Here is a 16,327-nt window from a genome sequence, read left to right on the forward strand (position 1 = left end):
TGGATGCGGAGGTTAGCCCTGGGTTTAACCCTTCAGGCTGTCCAGATCGTCGACGTTGATGGTGTCCAGGTTACGGAAGAGCACCACCAGGATGGCGAGACCGATCGCGGATTCCGCCGCGGCCACCGTCAGGATGAAAAACACGAACACCTGCCCCGCCAAGTCACCCAGGTAGTGGGAGAACGCGACGAAGTTCATATTGACCGCAAGCAGCATCAATTCGATCGCCATCAGCAGCACGATGACGTTCTTGCGGTTCAGGAAGATGCCGACGATGCTGATGGCAAACAGCACCGCGCCGAGCACGAGGTAATGGGCGAGGGATAGCGAAGACATATGGATACTCCCGGGGCTCAGCTCTTGGAATCAGCCGAAGCTGCGCCGGATACGGTACTAGCGGCCTTTTCAGCCGGCATCGAAACCAGGCGCACGCGGTCCTTGCGCTGCACGCGAAGCTGATCGGCCACCTTCTGGGTCTTGGCGTCCTTACGGCGACGGGCCGTCAGCGCCACGGCAGCGACAATCGCCAGCAGCAGCACAATGCCCGCGACTTCAAAGGCGTAGATGTAATCGGTGTAGATCAGCTTGCCGAGCGCCTGCGTATTCGGGCCGTTGAAGCCCTTGGGCAATTCCTGCACAGGCTGTACGCGCCCCATGAAGGTCTTGGTCAGCACCACAGCCATTTCCAGGATGATGACCACGCCCACGAACGCCGCCAGTGGCACATACGTCCAGAAATCTCGTCGCAGGTGCTCTATGTCGATATCGATCATCATCACCACGAACAGGAACAGCACCATCACTGCCCCCACGTAGACCAGCACCAGTGTGATGGCGAGGAATTCCGCCTTGAGCAGCATCCAGATCGCCGCTGCAGTGAAGAACGACAGCACGAGGAACAGCGCCGCGTGCACCGGGTTCTTCGCGGTGATGACCTTCAGCGCTGAGAGCACCAGCACCAGCGCGAAACAGTAGAAGATGATCGTCGTGATTTCCATGATCCTGGCGCGGGCCGTTTTGCGGCACGCGCTTGTCCAAAGCCGCGGCGGCATGATGCCGCCGTAGCTGGTTGGCTCACGAGGAGCCGTTGTCCTTCCGGAATTTCAACTGCGCCACTCGCCGCTTGCACAGCGAGTGTCTTGAATCAGCGGTACTTCGCGTCGGCCGCCTTGTTCGCCGCAATTTCCGGCTCGAAGCGGTCACCCACGGCCAGCAGCATGTCCTTGGTGAAGTACAGGTCGCCGCGCTTCTCACCGTGGTATTCCAGGATGTGCGTCTCGACGATGGCATCCACCGGGCAAGCTTCTTCGCAGAAGCCGCAGAAAATGCACTTGGTCAGGTCGATGTCGTAGCGCGTGGTGCGGCGGGTGCCGTCGTCACGCTGGTCCGACTCGATCGTGATGGCCAGGGCCGGGCACACGGCTTCGCACAGCTTGCATGCGATACAGCGCTCTTCCCCATTCGGATAGCGACGCAGCGCGTGCAGACCGCGGAAACGCGGCGACAGCGGCGTCTTCTCTTCCGGGAAGAGCACAGTGATCTTGCGCGCAAACAGATAGCGCCCGGTCAACGCCAAGCCCTTGAAGAGTTCCTTCAGGAGCAGGCTGTTAAAGAATTCCTTGATGGCAAGCAACATGGTGCCTTCCTATTGTCCCGTTACTTCCAAATGTTCCACGGCGACACCAGCCAGATGGCAACGATGATCAGCCAACCCACGGTGAGCGGAATAAAGATCTTCCAGCCCAGGCGCATGATCTGGTCATAGCGATAACGCGGGAACGATGCGCGCAGCCAGATGAAGACCGACAGCAGCAGGAAAACCTTGATCAGCAGCCAGAAGAAGCCCGGAATCCAGTTGAACACCGGTGCATCGATCGGCGGCGCCCAGCCACCCAGGAACATGGTTGCCGTCATCGCCGAGATAACGATCATGTTGATGTACTCGGCCAGGAAGAACAGCGCGAACGCCATGCCCGAGTACTCGATCATGTGGCCGGCCACGATTTCCGATTCGCCTTCCACCACGTCAAACGGGTGACGGTTGGTTTCCGCCACGCCCGAGATGAAGTACACGCCGAACATCGGCAGCAACGACAGCCAGTTCCACGACAGGATGTTGACGCCGTGGTCCGCAAAGAAACCGCGGTTCTGCGAGTTGACGATGTCCGACAGGTTCAGACTGCCCGTCACCATCAGCACCGTCACCAGCGCGAAGCCCATGGCGATTTCGTATGAAATCATCTGCGCCGAAGCGCGCATCGCACCCAGGAACGCGTACTTGGAGTTCGAGGCCCAACCGGCCAGGATCACGCCGTACACACCCACCGAGCTGATCGCCATCACATACAGCAGACCGGCGTTGATGTTCGACACCACAGCTTCGGCCTGGAACGGCACCACCGCCCAAATCGCCACAGCCGGCATCAGCACCATCAGCGGCGCGATGATGTACAGGCCACGGCTGACCTGGCTCGGCACCATGACTTCCTTGAGCAGCAGCTTGAGCACGTCGGCAATCGGCTGCAGCAGGCCCATCGGGCCAACGCGGTTCGGGCCCAGACGCACGTGCATCCAGCCAATCAGCTTGCGCTCCCACAGGATCAGGTAAGCCACGCACAGCAGCAGCGGCAGGATGATGCAGACCGCACGCACCAGCGTCCAGATCAGCGGCCACCAGCCACCGAAGGTCGCCGTGCCGAAAGAAGTAATCGACTCGATCATGTTGACCCTTACACCGTAGCCGCCAGCGCGGACGATTCAACCTTTTCAACGCTCACTGCACCGAACATCGCACCCAGTTGGGCCGATACCTCGGTCGCGGCCGACACGCGGATCACGCCGGACGCCAGCGACTTGTCCAGCACCGCAGGCAGCACCACGCTACCCGGCCCTTGCGTCACGCGAACAGCATCGCCGTTGGCCAGGCCCAGTTGCGCAAACAGATCGGCCGGCAGACCAGCGCGAACCGCAGCACGGGCAGCGGCCGTCAGTTGCAACGAACCAGCGCGACGCACGATCGGATCAGCGTGATAGATGGGCACATCTGCCAGACGCTCGATGCCGGCAGCAGCGGCGGCGGGAGCGGCGATTTGTGCCGTCGTCGCATTCGACAGACGATCGGTCACCGGCTTGGCCAGCACGTCGTTACGCACGACTTCCGAGGTGTCGTAATCGAATCCCGACAGGTTCAGCAGGTTGCCCAGCACGCGCAGCACCTTCCAGGCCGGACGCGAATCGCCCAGGCCGCGAACAACACCGCTGAAGCTCTGCGGCAGGCCTTCGCAGTTGACGAAGGTGCCCGAGGTTTCAGTGAACGGCGCAGTCGGCAGCAGCACGTCGGCGTATTCCAGCGCAGCGCGCGACGCGAACGGCGCCAGCACAACCACGGTGTCAGCCTGGTCCAGTGCAGCACGGGCTTGCGCCGGATTGGCCGTATCGAATTCCGGCTCAGCACCGAGCAGCACGTATGCGCGGCGCGGCTGCGCCAGCATGGCGGCGGCGTCCAGGCCGTTGCCTTGCGGCAGTGCGCCAGCGATGTAACCACCGACGGTGTTGGCAGCTTCCGTCAGGAAGCCCAGTGTCGCGCCCGTCTGCTGCGCAACCCACTGGGCCAGCGCGTGCAGTTGCGAGAATTGCGGGTGTGCCACAGCGGCGTTGCCGAGGAAAACAGCCTTGCGCTCACCCGAAGCCAGGCTTTCGGCGATGCGCTTGGCAACATCACCTGCTTCAACGCCATCGGTACCATTCGGACGAGCGACGTTCTTAGCGGCAGCAACCGCCACTGCCACTTGCGACAGCAGCGACAGCCATTGCGACGGTGCGCCCAGCAGCTGCGTGGCGGGCGTCAGCAGGTCTTCACCACCGGCACCGATCACATTCAGCTGCAAGCCCTTCTTGCCGGCCTGACGCAGACGTGCGGCCAACAGCGGATGATCCTTGCGCAGGAACGCGCCCACCACCAGCGTGCGCTGCAACAGCGACACATCGGCGATCGGCATACCCAGCCACGGAGCGCCCGTCGGCTTGACCGAGAAGTCGGACTGACGCAGACGGAAATCGACGTTGTCGCTACCGATGCCACGCACCAGCTTTTGCAGCAGGAACAGTTCTTCCAGCGTGCTGTGCGGGCTGGCCAGTGCGCCGATCTGTTCGGCACCGTGGTCGCGCTTGATTTCGTTCAGGCCGTTGGCAACGTATTCCAGTGCCGTGGTCCAGTCGACAGCCTTCCACTGGCCGCCTTGCTTGAGCATGGGCTGGGTCAGGCGGTCGTCGCTGTTCACGCCTTCATAGGCGAAGCGGTCTTTGTCGGACAGCCAGCATTCGTTGATCGCCTCGTTGTCCAGCGGCAGCACGCGCATCACGCGCTGGTTCTTCGTCTGGACGATCACGTTGGCGCCCAGGCCATCGTGCGGCGACACCGACTTGCGGCGTGCCAGTTCCCATGTGCGAGCCGAGTAGCGGAACGGCTTGCTGGTCAGCGCGCCGACCGGGCACAGGTCGATCATGTTGCCCGACAACTCGGAGTCAACAGTCTGACCGACGAACGTGGTGATCTCGGAATGCTCACCGCGATTGAGCATGCCCAGTTCCATCACGCCGGCCACTTCCTGGCCGAAGCGGACGCAGCGCGTGCAGTGGATGCAGCGCGTCATCTCTTCCATCGAGATCAGCGGGCCCACGTTCTTGTGGAACACCACACGCTTCTCTTCCTTGTAGCGCGACTCGGACTTGCCGTAACCCACGGCCAGATCCTGCAGCTGGCACTCGCCGCCCTGATCGCAAATCGGGCAATCCAGCGGGTGGTTGATCAGCAGGAATTCCATCACGGACTTCTGCGCCTTCACCGCCTTCTCGGAGTTGGTGAAGACCTTCATGCCCGCGGTGACCGGCGTGGCACAGGCCGGCAGCGCCTTGGGCGCCTTCTCGACCTCGACCAGACACATCCGGCAGTTGGCCGCGACCGACAGTTTGCGGTGATAGCAGAAGTGAGGAATGTAGGTGCCCGCCTGACGAGCCGCCTCCATCACCAGGCTGCCTTCGGCAACCTCAACCTTCTTGCCATCGATTTCGATTTCAACCATGTTCTGCCACGCTTAAATGTAGGTGGGCACCATGCACTGCTTGTGTTCGACGTGATACGCGAACTCATCCCAGTAGTGCTTGAGCATGCCGCGGACCGGCATCGCGGCGGCATCGCCGAGCGCGCAGATGGTCCGGCCCATGATGTTTTCGGCCACGTTGTTGAGCAGGTCCAGGTCTTCCTGGCGGCCCTTGCCATGCTCGATACGATCGACCACGCGGTACAGCCAGCCGGTGCCTTCACGGCACGGCGTGCACTGGCCGCACGACTCTTCAAAGTAGAAGTACGACAGGCGCAGCAGCGACTTCACCATGCAGCGCGTCTCGTCCATCACGATCACGGCACCTGAGCCCAGCATCGAGCCGGCCTTGGCGATCGAGTCGTAGTCCATGTCGGAGGCCATCATCAGATCGGCCGGCACGACCGGCGCCGACGAACCACCCGGAATGACCGCCTTGAGCTTCTTGCCACCGCGCATGCCGCCAGCCAGTTCCAGAAGCTTGGAGAACGGCGTGCCGAGCGGAATCTCGTAGTTGCCCGGACGCTCCACGTCGCCAGACACCGAGAAGATCTTCGAGCCGCCGTTGTTCGGCTTGCCCATCTTCAGGTAGTTGTCCGGGCCGATCGACAGCAGGAACGGCACCGCGGCAAACGTCTCGGTGTTATTGATGGTGGTCGGCTTGCCGTACAGGCCAAAGCTCGCCGGGAACGGCGGCTTGAAGCGCGGCTGACCCTTCTTGCCTTCCAGCGACTCGAGCAGCGCGGTTTCTTCGCCGCAGATGTACGCGCCATAGCCATGGTGCGCATGCAGCTGGAAGTTGAAACCGGAGCCGAGGATGTTGTCACCCAGGAAACCTGCCGCACGCGCCTCTTCAAGCGCCTGCTCGAAAATCTTGTACTCGTTCCAGATCTCGCCGTGGATGTAGTTGTAACCCACGGTGATGCCCATCGCATAGCCGCCGATGGCCATGCCTTCGATCAGCGCGTGCGGGTTGTAGCGGATGATGTCGCGATCCTTGAACGTACCCGGCTCGCCCTCGTCCGTGTTGCACACCAGATACTTCTGGCCCGGGAACTGGCGCGGCATGAAGCTCCACTTCAGGCCGGTCGGGAAGCCCGCACCGCCACGACCACGCAGGCCCGAGGCCTTCACGTCGGCAATGACTTGTTCGGGGGTGATCTTTTCCGTCAGGATGCGCTTGAGCTGCTGATAGCCACCGCGCTTGACGTAGTCTTCGAGGTGCCAGTTGTCGCCGTTCAGACCGGCGAGAATCAACGGCTGGATGTGTCGATCGTGCAGAGAGGTCATTTACTTGCCTGCTCCGTTGGTCGCCTTCGCCTGGAGGTCGGCGATCAGCGCGTCGAGCTTCTCGTTGCTCATGAAGCTGCACATATTGGTATTGTTGACGATCATGACCGGTGCGTCACCGCACGCGCCCATGCACTCGCCTTCCTTCAGCGTGAAGTTGCCGTCGGCAGTGGTCTCGTTGAAACCGATGCCCAGCTTCTTCTTCAGGTAGTCGGCAGCGCGCTCACCACCCGACAGTGCGCACGGCAGGTTCGTGCACACCGACAGCTTGAAGCGACCCACCGGCTTGGTGTCGTACATGTTGTAGAACGTCGCCACTTCCTCGACCCACACCGGCGGCATTTCGAGGTACTCGGCCACGAACTGCATGACTTCGGGCGAGACCCAGCCTTTCTCGCTCTGCGCGACCGCCAGCGCCGCCATCACGGCGGACTGCTTCTGGTCGGCGGGATATTTCGCGACCGCCCGGTCGATTTCCTTGAGAGCTTCTGCTGATAGCATGTTCGTTGCGATTGGTGCGGGACGCGGGGCGAACTACAAGTACCCCGGCGTGCGTCCTCGTTTCACAGCCGCGCTTGCCTGCGCGTCAAACCGTTATGTCTTGCGGGCTTAGCGATCAATCTCGCCAAACACGATGTCTTGCGTACCGATGATCGTCACAGCGTCGGCGATCATGTGGCCGCGGGCCATCTCGTCGAGCGCCGCCAAGTGCACAAAGCCCGGCGCGCGAATCTTCAGGCGATAGGGCTTGTTGGCACCGTCCGAGATCGCATAGATGCCGAACTCACCCTTCGGATGCTCGACAGCGGCATACGCCTCGCCCTCGGGCACGTGCATACCTTCGGTAAAGAGCTTGAAGTGGTGAATCAGCTCTTCCATGTTCGTCTTCATCTCGACGCGCGACGGCGGAGCCACCTTATGGTTATCGGTGATCACCGGACCCGGGTTCTTGCGTAGCCATTCGATGCACTGACGGATGATGCGATTGCTCTGGCGCATTTCTTCAACGCGTACCAGGTAACGGTCGTAGCAATCGCCGTTCACACCCACCGGAATGTCGAAATCAATGCGGTCGTAGACTTCGTACGGCTGCTTCTTGCGCACGTCCCAGGCAATGCCCGAGCCGCGCAGCATGGCGCCGGAGAAGCCCTTGTTGAGCGCACGCTCTGGGCTCACCACGCCGATGCCGACCAGACGCTGCTTCCAGATCCGGTTGTCGGTCAGCAGCGTTTCGTATTCGTCAACGTACTTCGGGAAGCGGTTGGTAAAGTCTTCGATGAAGTCCAGCAACGAACCCGAACGCGTTTCGTTCAGGGCAGCCAGGGCCTTCTCGTTGCGCACCTTGGATGCCTTGTATTGCGGCATCGTGTCAGGCAGATCGCGGTAGACGCCGCCAGGACGATAGTAAGCCGCGTGCATGCGTGCACCCGACACCGCCTCGTACATGTCAAACAGGTCTTCGCGCTCGCGGAAGGCGTACAGGAACACCGCCATGGCGCCCACGTCCAGCGCATGCGAACCGATCCACATCAAGTGGTTCATGATCCGCGTGATCTCATCGAACATGACGCGGATGTACTGAGCACGCAGTGGCACTTCCAGGCCCAGCAGACGCTCGATGGCCATCACGTACGCATGCTCGTTGACCATCATCGACACGTAGTCGAGGCGGTCCATGTACGGCACGCTCTGGATCCAGGTCTTCTGCTCGGCGAGCTTCTCAGTCGCGCGATGCAGCAGGCCAATGTGCGGGTCGGCACGTTGAATGACTTCGCCGTCCAGCTCGAGCACAAGGCGCAGCACGCCGTGCGCGGCCGGGTGTTGCGGGCCGAAGTTCAGGGTGTAATTCTTGATATCTGCCATGATCGGGCGCCCTTCAGTGCTTCAGACCACCGTACTGATCCTCGCGGATCACACGCGGCGTAATCTCACGCGGCTCGATGGTCACCGGCTGGTAGACCACGCGACGCTGCACCGGGTCATAACGCATTTCAACGTAGCCCGAGACGGGGAAATCCTTGCGGAACGGGTGGCCGATGAAACCGTAATCGGTCAGGATGCGGCGCAGGTCTGGGTGACCCTCGAACACCAGACCGTACAGGTCGAACGCCTCGCGCTCAAACCAGTCGGCGGAATTCCAGATGGTGGTGACGGAAGGCACGACCGGGAAATCATCTTCCGGCGCGAACACGCGCACGCGCACGCGCCAGTTGTTCGTGATCGACAGCAGATGCGACACAGCAGCAAAGCGCGGACCATTCCAGGCACCATCGCCGTAGTCGGCATAGTCAACGCCGCACAGGTCCATCAACTGCTCGAACTTAAGCGATGCGTCATCACGCAGCGTACGCATGACGTCGAGGTAATCGGCAGCCTTCACCACGAGGGTGAGTTCGCCAACCGCCTCGGTCAAACTTTGAACGCGATTGCCCAACGTCTTTTCGAGCGCGGCCTTCAGGGTGGCAAGCTTTTCGGTCATGTCAGCCCTTGCGCGCAATAGTATTGGTGCGACGGATCTTGGCCTGCAGCTGGATGATGCCGTAGATCAGCGCTTCAGCCGTCGGCGGGCAGCCCGGCACGTACACGTCAACCGGCACGATACGGTCGCAACCGCGCACCACGGAATATGAATAGTGGTAGTAGCCGCCGCCGTTAGCACACGAGCCCATCGAGATGACCCAGCGCGGCTCGGCCATCTGGTCGTACACCTTGCGCAGAGCGGGGGCCATCTTGTTGCACAGCGTGCCGGCCACGATCATCACATCCGACTGACGCGGCGACGGGCGGAACACCACACCGAAGCGGTCCAAGTCATAACGCGATGCACCCGCGTGCATCATTTCCACAGCACAGCAGGCCAGGCCGAACGTCATCGGCCACAGCGACCCGGTGCGGGTCCAGTTGATCAGCTTGTCAGCGGTAGTCGTGACAAAGCCTTCATTGAGTACGCCTTCGATCGCCATTTCACATCACTCCCAATCGAGCGCGCCTTTTTTCCAGATGTAGACGAAGCCCACGAGAAACTCGAGAAGAAACACACCCATCGCGAAGAACCCAGGCCAACCAATTTCACGCAGCGCCACGCCCCACGGGAAGAGGAACGCGGTCTCCAGATCGAACAGGATGAACAGGATGGCGATGAGGTAATAGCGCACGTCGAACTTCATGCGCGCGTCTTCAAAGGCTTCGAAGCCGCACTCGTACGGCGAGAGCTTTTGAGGATCGGGATTGTTCGGACCGAGAATTCGGCCGATGGTCATGAGTGCAAGGCCAAGGCCAACACCGACGACGATGAACAACAGTACGGGGAAATAGGCTTCGAGGTTCAAGGGACGCCCGCCTTTTTGAATGGTTGCAACAGCACTGCCCGCAGGCGGCGCCTTGTCGCCCCATCGAAGGCGCCGGGTCCGCAGCCTCACGACACTTTAACTGCGTGTCGCTTTGCGGATGGGGCCAGAACGGAACATCCCCAAGCGGAATGCCCCATTAGCCAGACCCCGAATTTGATTGGTGCCGACGGCGAGACTCGAACTCGCACAGCTTTCGCCACTACCCCCTCAAGATAGCGTGTCTACCAATTTCACCACGTCGGCTGGGGGATGAAACTCTATCAGGAACGCGGTTCAGGCTTAACGCCGCTGCCGTTTTCCGTGTTGTTTCAAGCCTCACATTCTACCGCAAAGCGAAGCTTTTGTTCAATGCACAAACAAAAATCTTATACCTCGCGACGCACCAGAAAAAATCAACAGCGCGCCGGCAATCGTTACATCTAATTACTTCGGCACAGCCGGTGCGGAGGCCGCAGCCGGAACTGCCGGAGCCGATGCCGCGGGCGCCGAAGCGGACGGCGCAACCGGAGCCACCGAACCCATCACACCCGCCGACACGCTGCCCTTGTTGGTGCCGATCAGCGTCAGCGCCAGCGTGGCCACGAAGAACACGGTGGCCAGCACAGCCGTCGTGCGCGACAGGAAGTTGGCCGAACCGGTCGCACCAAACAGGCTGCCCGATGCGCCAGAGCCGAAGGCAGCACCCACATCAGCGCCCTTGCCATGCTGCAGAAGCACCAGACCGATCACACCAAGCGCGCTCAGGATTTGCGCTACCAGCAGCAGAGTCTTCAGAATTGCCATTTCGTTTCTCTCAATAATATGTTGCGGTTGCACATGCGCCGCATGCTGCAACCTCGATCAATCGTTCAAGCGCGACCGATCGCCAAGAAATCTTCGGCCTTCAGCGATGCACCGCCGATCAGGCCACCATCGATGTCGGCCATCGCAAACAGCTCACCTGCGTTGTCCGGCTTGACGCTGCCGCCGTACAGAATCTGCAGACGCTGTGCCACACCCGCATCACGGGCTGCGATGCGTGCGCGCAGGAAAGCGTGCACGGCCTGCGCCTGCTCGCTGGTTGCAGTCTTGCCGGTGCCGATTGCCCAGACCGGCTCGTAAGCCACGACGATGCGCCCCAGTTGCTCGATCGACAGCGCCTCCAGCACCGCATCCAGTTGGCGGCCGACCACCTGCTCGGTTTCGCCCGCCTCACGTTGCGCCAGCGTTTCGCCTACGCAGACGATCGGAGTGATGCCATGCTCCAGTGCGCGCAGTGCCTTCGACGCCACTTGCGCATCGGTTTCAACGTGATACGTGCGACGCTCCGAGTGACCGACGATTGCGTAGCCGCAGCCAAATTCCGACAGCATCGACGCTGCCACCTCACCGGTGAACGCGCCGCGCGTTTCGGCCGACACATCTTGCGCGCCCCAACCCACCGCGGAACCCGCGAGTAGCGACTGGCATTGGGCCAGATATGGGAACGGCGCGCACACCGCCAGCGTGGCGTTGGTCTTGCCTGCGGCCTTGATCTGCTCAAGCAGCGCGGCGTTGGTGCTCAGGCTGCCATGCAGCTTCCAGTTGCCTACCACCAGCTTCGGTCTTGCGTTCACGTTCTTGTTCCGCCCGGTCGACTGTCAAATAAACCCGGCATTCTACCGTGGCGGCAAAAACGGGGTCAATTTTGGCGCCTTGAACTCAATCCCAAACCAACATGATCTTGCCGATGTGCGCGCTCGACTCCATCAAGGCGTGCGCCTGCGCTGCCTGCGCGGCCGGCATCACCTCGTGCACGACAGGGTTGATACGCCCTGACGCCAGCAGCGGCCACACATGCTCGTAAAGGTTGGCGGCGATTGCGGCCTTGAAGGCCACCGGGCGTGGGCGCAACGTCGACCCCGTGAGCGTAATGCGCCGGCGCAGAATGTCGCCCAGCGGCACTTCAGCCTTGGCACCGCCCAGCAGCGCGATCAGCACGATGCGGCCATCGTCAGCCGTGCAGGCAATCTCGCGTGCGACATAGCTGCCACCAACCATGTCGAGCACCACGTCAACGCCCCGCCCGGTGTCAGCCTTGACGATCTCGGCGAAGTCTTCGGTTTTGTAGTTGATGGCGCGCGCGGCCCCCAACTCCACACACGCGGCGCACTTGTCGGCGCTACCGGCCGTGGCAAACACGCGATAACCGAGTGCGGATGCCATCTGGATCGCCGTCGTGCCAATGCCGCTGGAGCCCCCCTGCACGAGCAGCGCCTCCGCCTTGCCGTGCGGGCCCTGGCCCAGCAAGCCGCGATCGAACACGTTCGACCACACAGTGAAGTAGTTCTCCGGCAGCGCGGCGGCCTCGACGTCGGTCAACCCCGCAGGCACCGGCAGCACCTGACCAACCGGCGCCGCGCAGAACTCGGCATAGCCGCCGCCTTGCACGAGCGCGCATACGCGGTCACCTGCCTTCAGGCCATAGCGGTTATCCGCGTGTGACAGATCGCCGCCGACAATTTCTCCGGCCACTTCCAGCCCCGGAATATCAGACGCGCCCGGTGGCACCGGATAGTTGCCCATACGTTGAAAAACATCCGGCCGATTCACGCCGGCCGCGCGCACGCGGATCAGCACTTCGCCGGCCTTGGGCTCGGGCATCGGACGCTCGCCAAGCTTCAGGACTTCAGGGCCGCCGTACTGGGTGATTTCAATCGCTTTCATAGGAATCCATTCGGTATGGGTTACGAGGCGCTGCGCTTGGGCTCAACAAAGTGCTGCGGGATGCCGCGCGATGTCTCGCGCAGAATCTCTTGCTTGCCGTGGACGATGGCGTCAGCGATTTTGCCGATATGCAATTTGAGCCACATCTCGGTGGGCGAGCCGGCGCGGTAATCGGCTGGGCCGAGCATGTCGACGCGATCATCGGCACGCAGGTTGTCAGCCTGCTCGAATGAGCGCGGGCTCTCGGGGTTGTAGACCGCATACGTGCGCCCACCGCCCTTGCGCGCCACCGAGAACGCTGGAATATCGCTTGGGCCATCCGCCACGTAGATCATGTTGGCGAACGGCACGCGGCGCTCGTCTTCGGCAATCGACGAGTTCACATTGACCGCTTCGGGATGCTTGTTGACGCCCTTGTTGATTTCGAACAACGCGCGGGTCTTGGTGGTGTTGTCGATGGCGTAGATGACTTCTGAGATGACCTGGCGGCCATTCGTATCCGACGCTTCCAGAAATTCGCAGCCCCACACGCCGTCGATGTACGGAGCAATGGGCGAGCCCTTGATCATCTCCGTCAGCCCCGTGCTGACAATGTAGTGTTCGAGCTTGATGTCGAAGGCTTGGTAGGCGGCGTTGTCTCGCACCCATCCCTTGCTGCGCTCAAAGAAATCAGTCACGCCGGGGAAAAATTCGAGTTGAGTGCCAAGCTCGCGGAGCGTGGCGTTATCGAGACCGCCCATGCGGCCGTCGCGCACGTGGCGCAGCAGTACATTCAGGTAGAACGTTTCACGATTGACCTTCTGGCCGCGCGATTCGATAGCCTTCGAGCCGGCTTCAACTTCATCCCAGAAGCCCTGCTCGACGATGCCATAGCGCTCGAACAGCGGCTCTTGCATATAACGCGGGATCAGCGTTTTATCGAAATCCCAGACAACAGCGATGCGGTTTTGCTCGAACAAGCGGCTCATGATGGGTCGCGGAAGAAGAACTCGCGACGCAGTGTAAACAAAAAAACGGCTGGACACTGTCCAGCCGTTTTTGGGTAGCGAGAAACCCCGCCGCCTTTACTGCGATTACTGCTGTTGTTGCTGTTGCTGCTGCGAAGCGGCATCGCCAGCGCCCGGCGCTTGCGGTGCAGCGGCCGGCACATCGCCTTCCTCAGCCTTGGCGGCCTTGATCGACAGACGCATGCGGCCTTTCTCGTCGGTGCTCAGCAGCTTCACGCGGACAGCCTGGCCTTCCTTCACGTAGTCGGAGACCTGGTTCACGCGCTCGTTGGCAATTTCCGAGATGTGCAGCAGACCGTCCTTGCCCGGCAGGATGTTCACGATCGCGCCGAAGTCCAGCAGCTTGAGCACGGTGCCGTTGTAGATCTTGCCCACTTCGGCTTCGGCCGTGATGCCTTCGATACGACGCTTGGCTTCCGCCATGCCTTCCGACGACGTCGACGCGATGGTGATCGTGCCGTCTTCCTGAATGTCGATCGTGCAACCGGTTTCCTTGGTCAGCGCCTGGATGGTCGAGCCACCCTTGCCGATCACGTCGCGGATCTTCTCCGGATTGATCTTGACCGTGATCATGCGCGGAGCGTGTTCCGACAACTCGGCACGGGCGCCGCCCATGGCAGCCTGCATCTTGCCCAGGATATGCAGACGGCCTTCCTTGGCTTGCGCCAGCGCGACCTGCATGATTTCCTTGGTGATGCCCTGCACCTTGATGTCCATTTGCAGCGCGGTGATACCAGCGTCGGTACCCGCCACCTTGAAGTCCATGTCACCCAGGTGATCTTCGTCACCCAGGATGTCGGTCAGCACGGCGAACTTGTTGTCTTCCAGGATCAGGCCCATGGCCACACCGGCAACGTGCGCCTTGAGGGGCACGCCAGCGTCCATCAGTGCCAGCGAACCGCCGCAAACGGAAGCCATCGACGACGAACCGTTCGACTCGGTGATTTCCGACACCAGACGGATCGTGTAACCGAATTCGTCGGCGGCCGGCAGCACCGGAATCAGTGCGCGCTTGGCCAGACGGCCGTGGCCGATTTCGCGGCGCTTCGGGCTGCCCACGCGGCCGGTTTCGCCCGTGGCGAACGGCGGCATGTTGTAGTGGAGCATGAAGCGATCACGGTACTCGCCTTGCAGCGCGTCGATGATCTGCTCGTCGCTCTTGGTGCCCAGGGCGGCCACCACCAGCGCTTGCGTTTCACCACGTGTGAACAGGGCCGAGCCGTGCGCACGCGGCAGCACCGACGAGCGGATCTCGATCGGACGCACCGTGCGGGTGTCGCGGCCGTCGATACGCGGTTCGCCATTCAGGATCTGGCCGCGCACGATCTTCGATTCGAGCTCGAACAGGATGTTGTCGACTTCCACGCCGTCGGCTTCCACACCGGCTTCGGCCAGCTTGGCCGCGACCGACTTGTAGACTTCCTTCAGCTTCTGGCTGCGGGCCGACTTCTGGCGCAGCTGGTAAGCGGCTTGCAGATCGGCCAAGCCCAGTTCGGACACCTTGGCGGTCAGCGCTTCGTTCTTCGGCGCAGCTTGCCAATCCCACTCCGGCTTGCCGCCTTCGCGCACCAAGTCGTGGATCGCGTTAATGGCGATCTGCATTTGCTCGTGGCCGTACACCACGGCGCCCAGCATGATTTCTTCCGACAGCTGGTTGGCTTCGGATTCGACCATCAGCACGGCACGCTCGGTACCGGCCACAATCAGGTCCATCTCCGAATGTGCGAGTTGCGCGCGGTTCGGGTTCAGCAGGTACTGGCCATCCTTGTAACCCACGCGGGCGGCGCCCACCGGGCCGTTGAACGGCAGACCCGACACAGCCAGCGCAGCCGAAGCGGCCACCAGCGCGGGGATGTCAGCCGGCACTTCCGGGTTGATCGACAGCACGTGCACGACGACCTGGACTTCGTTGTAGAAGCCTTCCGGGAACAGCGGACGCAGCGGACGATCGATCAGGCGCGAGGTCAGCGTTTCGTTTTCCGACGGACGGCCTTCACGCTTGAAGAAGCCACCCGGGATCTTGCCGGCAGCGTAGGTCTTCTCGAGGTAGTCGACAGTCAGCGGGAAAAAGTCTTGACCCGGCTTCGGGTTCTTGGCGCCCACCACGGTGGCGAGCACAACGGTGTCTTCCATGTCGAGCAGCACGGCGCCGCTCGCTTGACGGGCGATCTCACCCGTTTCCATGCGGACCTTATGGCCGCCCCATTGGAATTCTTTGACGATCTTGTTGAACATGGTCATAGCATCTCCTGTTCGGTATTCGCGGCGCGCTTCATTACGCTTCGCCGCGGCAAACACGTTCCGGAAGACGGTGCGGTTGCAGAGGTGTGTTTTATGCCATTCCAGCGCAGCACTGGTATGCAACGCCGCGCTGGAATGACACAAGACTCTGCTTCCTGCCGCCCCCGGGTCCCTGGCAGCCGCTTCATCGACTGAACCCGCCGGCTGCCATCACTTGCCGGTTGCCCGGCGCAGCCGCAAACGCAGCCGCCAAAAACAAAATGCCTGCATCAGCACGCTGACGCAGGCACTTATTCATCACGCGCGGTGCGTGAGACCCACCATTACTTACGCAGACCCAGCTTGGCAACCAGCGCGGTGTAACGGTCAGCGTCCTTACCCTTGAGGTAGTCCAGCAGACGACGGCGACGGCTCACCATCTTGAGCAGACCGCGACGGCTGTGGTGGTCCTTCATGTGCGCCTTGAAGTGCGGCTGCAGTTCGTTGATGCGGGCCGTCAGCAGTGCAACTTGCACTTCCGGGCTACCCGTATCGTTGGCGCTGCGGCCGTTATCCTTGACGATTTCTTGCTTGTTGATGTTAGCAACGGACATTTCGATTCCTTTGACTTGCGGACACTGCAGCGCTTCGCTTTTCGCTTAACTTGCCGCCGCTG

17 protein-coding genes and 1 tRNA gene are annotated in these 16,327 nt (G+C 61.5%); all 18 read right to left on the reverse strand.

Features of this window, described 5'->3' with window-relative positions:
• Window positions 1-24: 24 nt before the first annotated feature.
• On the reverse strand, window positions 25-336 hold the full coding sequence (gene nuoK / locus C404_RS42950; RefSeq protein ID WP_021194982.1) for an NADH-quinone oxidoreductase subunit NuoK: 312 nt from the start codon (window positions 334-336) through the stop codon (window positions 25-27).
• A gap of 17 nt (window positions 337-353) precedes the next feature.
• The gene (locus C404_RS42955) at window positions 354-998 is read right to left on the reverse strand and encodes an NADH-quinone oxidoreductase subunit J (protein WP_021194983.1); all 645 of its coding nucleotides are present in this window, start codon (window positions 996-998) and stop codon (window positions 354-356) included.
• Window positions 999-1,144: 146 nt separating this feature from the next.
• A complete protein-coding gene (gene nuoI / locus C404_RS42960; RefSeq protein WP_003261939.1) occupies window positions 1,145-1,636 on the reverse strand; it encodes an NADH-quinone oxidoreductase subunit NuoI in 492 nt (163 codons plus the stop codon).
• A gap of 20 nt (window positions 1,637-1,656) precedes the next feature.
• On the reverse strand, window positions 1,657-2,721 hold the full coding sequence (nuoH, locus tag C404_RS42965) for an NADH-quinone oxidoreductase subunit NuoH (protein ID WP_021194984.1): 1,065 nt from the start codon (window positions 2,719-2,721) through the stop codon (window positions 1,657-1,659).
• A gap of 8 nt (window positions 2,722-2,729) precedes the next feature.
• Window positions 2,730-5,081: an NADH-quinone oxidoreductase subunit NuoG gene (gene nuoG, locus C404_RS42970; protein WP_021194985.1), complete on the reverse strand. Its 2,352-nt coding sequence runs from the start codon at window positions 5,079-5,081 to the stop codon at window positions 2,730-2,732.
• A gap of 12 nt (window positions 5,082-5,093) precedes the next feature.
• Window positions 5,094-6,389, reverse strand: coding sequence for an NADH-quinone oxidoreductase subunit NuoF (gene nuoF / locus C404_RS42975; RefSeq protein ID WP_021194986.1), 1,296 nt, complete (start codon window positions 6,387-6,389; stop codon window positions 5,094-5,096).
• Window positions 6,390-6,890: an NADH-quinone oxidoreductase subunit NuoE gene (nuoE, locus tag C404_RS42980; protein ID WP_021194987.1), complete on the reverse strand. Its 501-nt coding sequence runs from the start codon at window positions 6,888-6,890 to the stop codon at window positions 6,390-6,392.
• A 108-nt stretch (window positions 6,891-6,998) separates the two neighbouring features.
• On the reverse strand, window positions 6,999-8,252 hold the full coding sequence (locus C404_RS42985) for an NADH-quinone oxidoreductase subunit D (protein ID WP_021194988.1): 1,254 nt from the start codon (window positions 8,250-8,252) through the stop codon (window positions 6,999-7,001).
• Window positions 8,253-8,265: 13 nt separating this feature from the next.
• Window positions 8,266-8,868, reverse strand: coding sequence for an NADH-quinone oxidoreductase subunit C (locus C404_RS42990; protein ID WP_021194989.1), 603 nt, complete (start codon window positions 8,866-8,868; stop codon window positions 8,266-8,268).
• Window position 8,869: 1 nt separating this feature from the next.
• On the reverse strand, window positions 8,870-9,352 hold the full coding sequence (locus C404_RS42995; RefSeq protein ID WP_003261929.1) for a NuoB/complex I 20 kDa subunit family protein: 483 nt from the start codon (window positions 9,350-9,352) through the stop codon (window positions 8,870-8,872).
• Between the two features lie 6 nt (window positions 9,353-9,358).
• Window positions 9,359-9,718 (reverse strand): NADH-quinone oxidoreductase subunit A, encoded by a 360-nt coding sequence (locus C404_RS43000; protein ID WP_021194990.1) that lies wholly within the window; start codon window positions 9,716-9,718, stop codon window positions 9,359-9,361.
• A 179-nt stretch (window positions 9,719-9,897) separates the two neighbouring features.
• Window positions 9,898-9,982, reverse strand: a tRNA-Leu gene (locus C404_RS43005).
• A gap of 180 nt (window positions 9,983-10,162) precedes the next feature.
• Window positions 10,163-10,522: a preprotein translocase subunit SecG gene (secG, locus tag C404_RS43010; protein ID WP_021194991.1), complete on the reverse strand. Its 360-nt coding sequence runs from the start codon at window positions 10,520-10,522 to the stop codon at window positions 10,163-10,165.
• 65 nt (window positions 10,523-10,587) lie between these two features.
• The gene (gene tpiA / locus C404_RS43015; protein WP_021194992.1) at window positions 10,588-11,334 is read right to left on the reverse strand and encodes a triose-phosphate isomerase; all 747 of its coding nucleotides are present in this window, start codon (window positions 11,332-11,334) and stop codon (window positions 10,588-10,590) included.
• A gap of 85 nt (window positions 11,335-11,419) precedes the next feature.
• On the reverse strand, window positions 11,420-12,424 hold the full coding sequence (locus C404_RS43020) for an NAD(P)H-quinone oxidoreductase (RefSeq protein ID WP_021194993.1): 1,005 nt from the start codon (window positions 12,422-12,424) through the stop codon (window positions 11,420-11,422).
• A 20-nt stretch (window positions 12,425-12,444) separates the two neighbouring features.
• Window positions 12,445-13,392, reverse strand: a complete 948-nt coding sequence (locus C404_RS43025) for an HAD family hydrolase (protein WP_021194994.1) — start codon at window positions 13,390-13,392, stop codon at window positions 12,445-12,447.
• A gap of 105 nt (window positions 13,393-13,497) precedes the next feature.
• Window positions 13,498-15,672, reverse strand: a complete 2,175-nt coding sequence (gene pnp, locus C404_RS43030) for a polyribonucleotide nucleotidyltransferase (RefSeq protein ID WP_021194995.1) — start codon at window positions 15,670-15,672, stop codon at window positions 13,498-13,500.
• 323 nt (window positions 15,673-15,995) lie between these two features.
• Entirely contained in the window at window positions 15,996-16,265 is a 270-nt protein-coding gene (rpsO, locus tag C404_RS43035) for a 30S ribosomal protein S15 (protein ID WP_021194996.1), read from the reverse strand.
• Between the last annotated feature and the right edge of the window lie 62 nt (window positions 16,266-16,327).

Source organism: Ralstonia sp. AU12-08 (genome assembly GCF_000442475.1).
GTDB lineage: Bacteria > Pseudomonadota > Gammaproteobacteria > Burkholderiales > Burkholderiaceae > Ralstonia > Ralstonia insidiosa.

Bases quoted from the DNA above. Each gene is read 5' to 3' on its own strand.
- C404_RS42990 (WP_021194989.1), bottom strand. From the start codon at position 8,868: ATGACCGAAAAGCTTGCCACCCTGAAGGCCGCGCTCGAAAAGACGTTG.
- C404_RS43020 (WP_021194993.1), bottom strand. From the start codon at position 12,424: ATGAAAGCGATTGAAATCACCCAGTACGGCGGCCCTGAAGTCCTGAAG.
- pnp (WP_021194995.1), bottom strand. From the start codon at position 15,672: ATGACCATGTTCAACAAGATCGTCAAAGAATTCCAATGGGGCGGCCAT.
- nuoI (WP_003261939.1), bottom strand. From the start codon at position 1,636: ATGTTGCTTGCCATCAAGGAATTCTTTAACAGCCTGCTCCTGAAGGAA.
- C404_RS42995 (WP_003261929.1), bottom strand. From the start codon at position 9,352: ATGGCGATCGAAGGCGTACTCAATGAAGGCTTTGTCACGACTACCGCT.
- nuoF (WP_021194986.1), bottom strand. From the start codon at position 6,389: ATGACCTCTCTGCACGATCGACACATCCAGCCGTTGATTCTCGCCGGT.
- C404_RS42985 (WP_021194988.1), bottom strand. From the start codon at position 8,252: ATGGCAGATATCAAGAATTACACCCTGAACTTCGGCCCGCAACACCCG.
- C404_RS42955 (WP_021194983.1), bottom strand. From the start codon at position 998: ATGGAAATCACGACGATCATCTTCTACTGTTTCGCGCTGGTGCTGGTG.
- nuoK (WP_021194982.1), bottom strand. From the start codon at position 336: ATGTCTTCGCTATCCCTCGCCCATTACCTCGTGCTCGGCGCGGTGCTG.
- rpsO (WP_021194996.1), bottom strand. From the start codon at position 16,265: ATGTCCGTTGCTAACATCAACAAGCAAGAAATCGTCAAGGATAACGGC.
- nuoE (WP_021194987.1), bottom strand. From the start codon at position 6,890: ATGCTATCAGCAGAAGCTCTCAAGGAAATCGACCGGGCGGTCGCGAAA.
- nuoG (WP_021194985.1), bottom strand. From the start codon at position 5,081: ATGGTTGAAATCGAAATCGATGGCAAGAAGGTTGAGGTTGCCGAAGGC.
- nuoH (WP_021194984.1), bottom strand. From the start codon at position 2,721: ATGATCGAGTCGATTACTTCTTTCGGCACGGCGACCTTCGGTGGCTGG.
- C404_RS43025 (WP_021194994.1), bottom strand. From the start codon at position 13,392: ATGAGCCGCTTGTTCGAGCAAAACCGCATCGCTGTTGTCTGGGATTTC.
- secG (WP_021194991.1), bottom strand. From the start codon at position 10,522: ATGGCAATTCTGAAGACTCTGCTGCTGGTAGCGCAAATCCTGAGCGCG.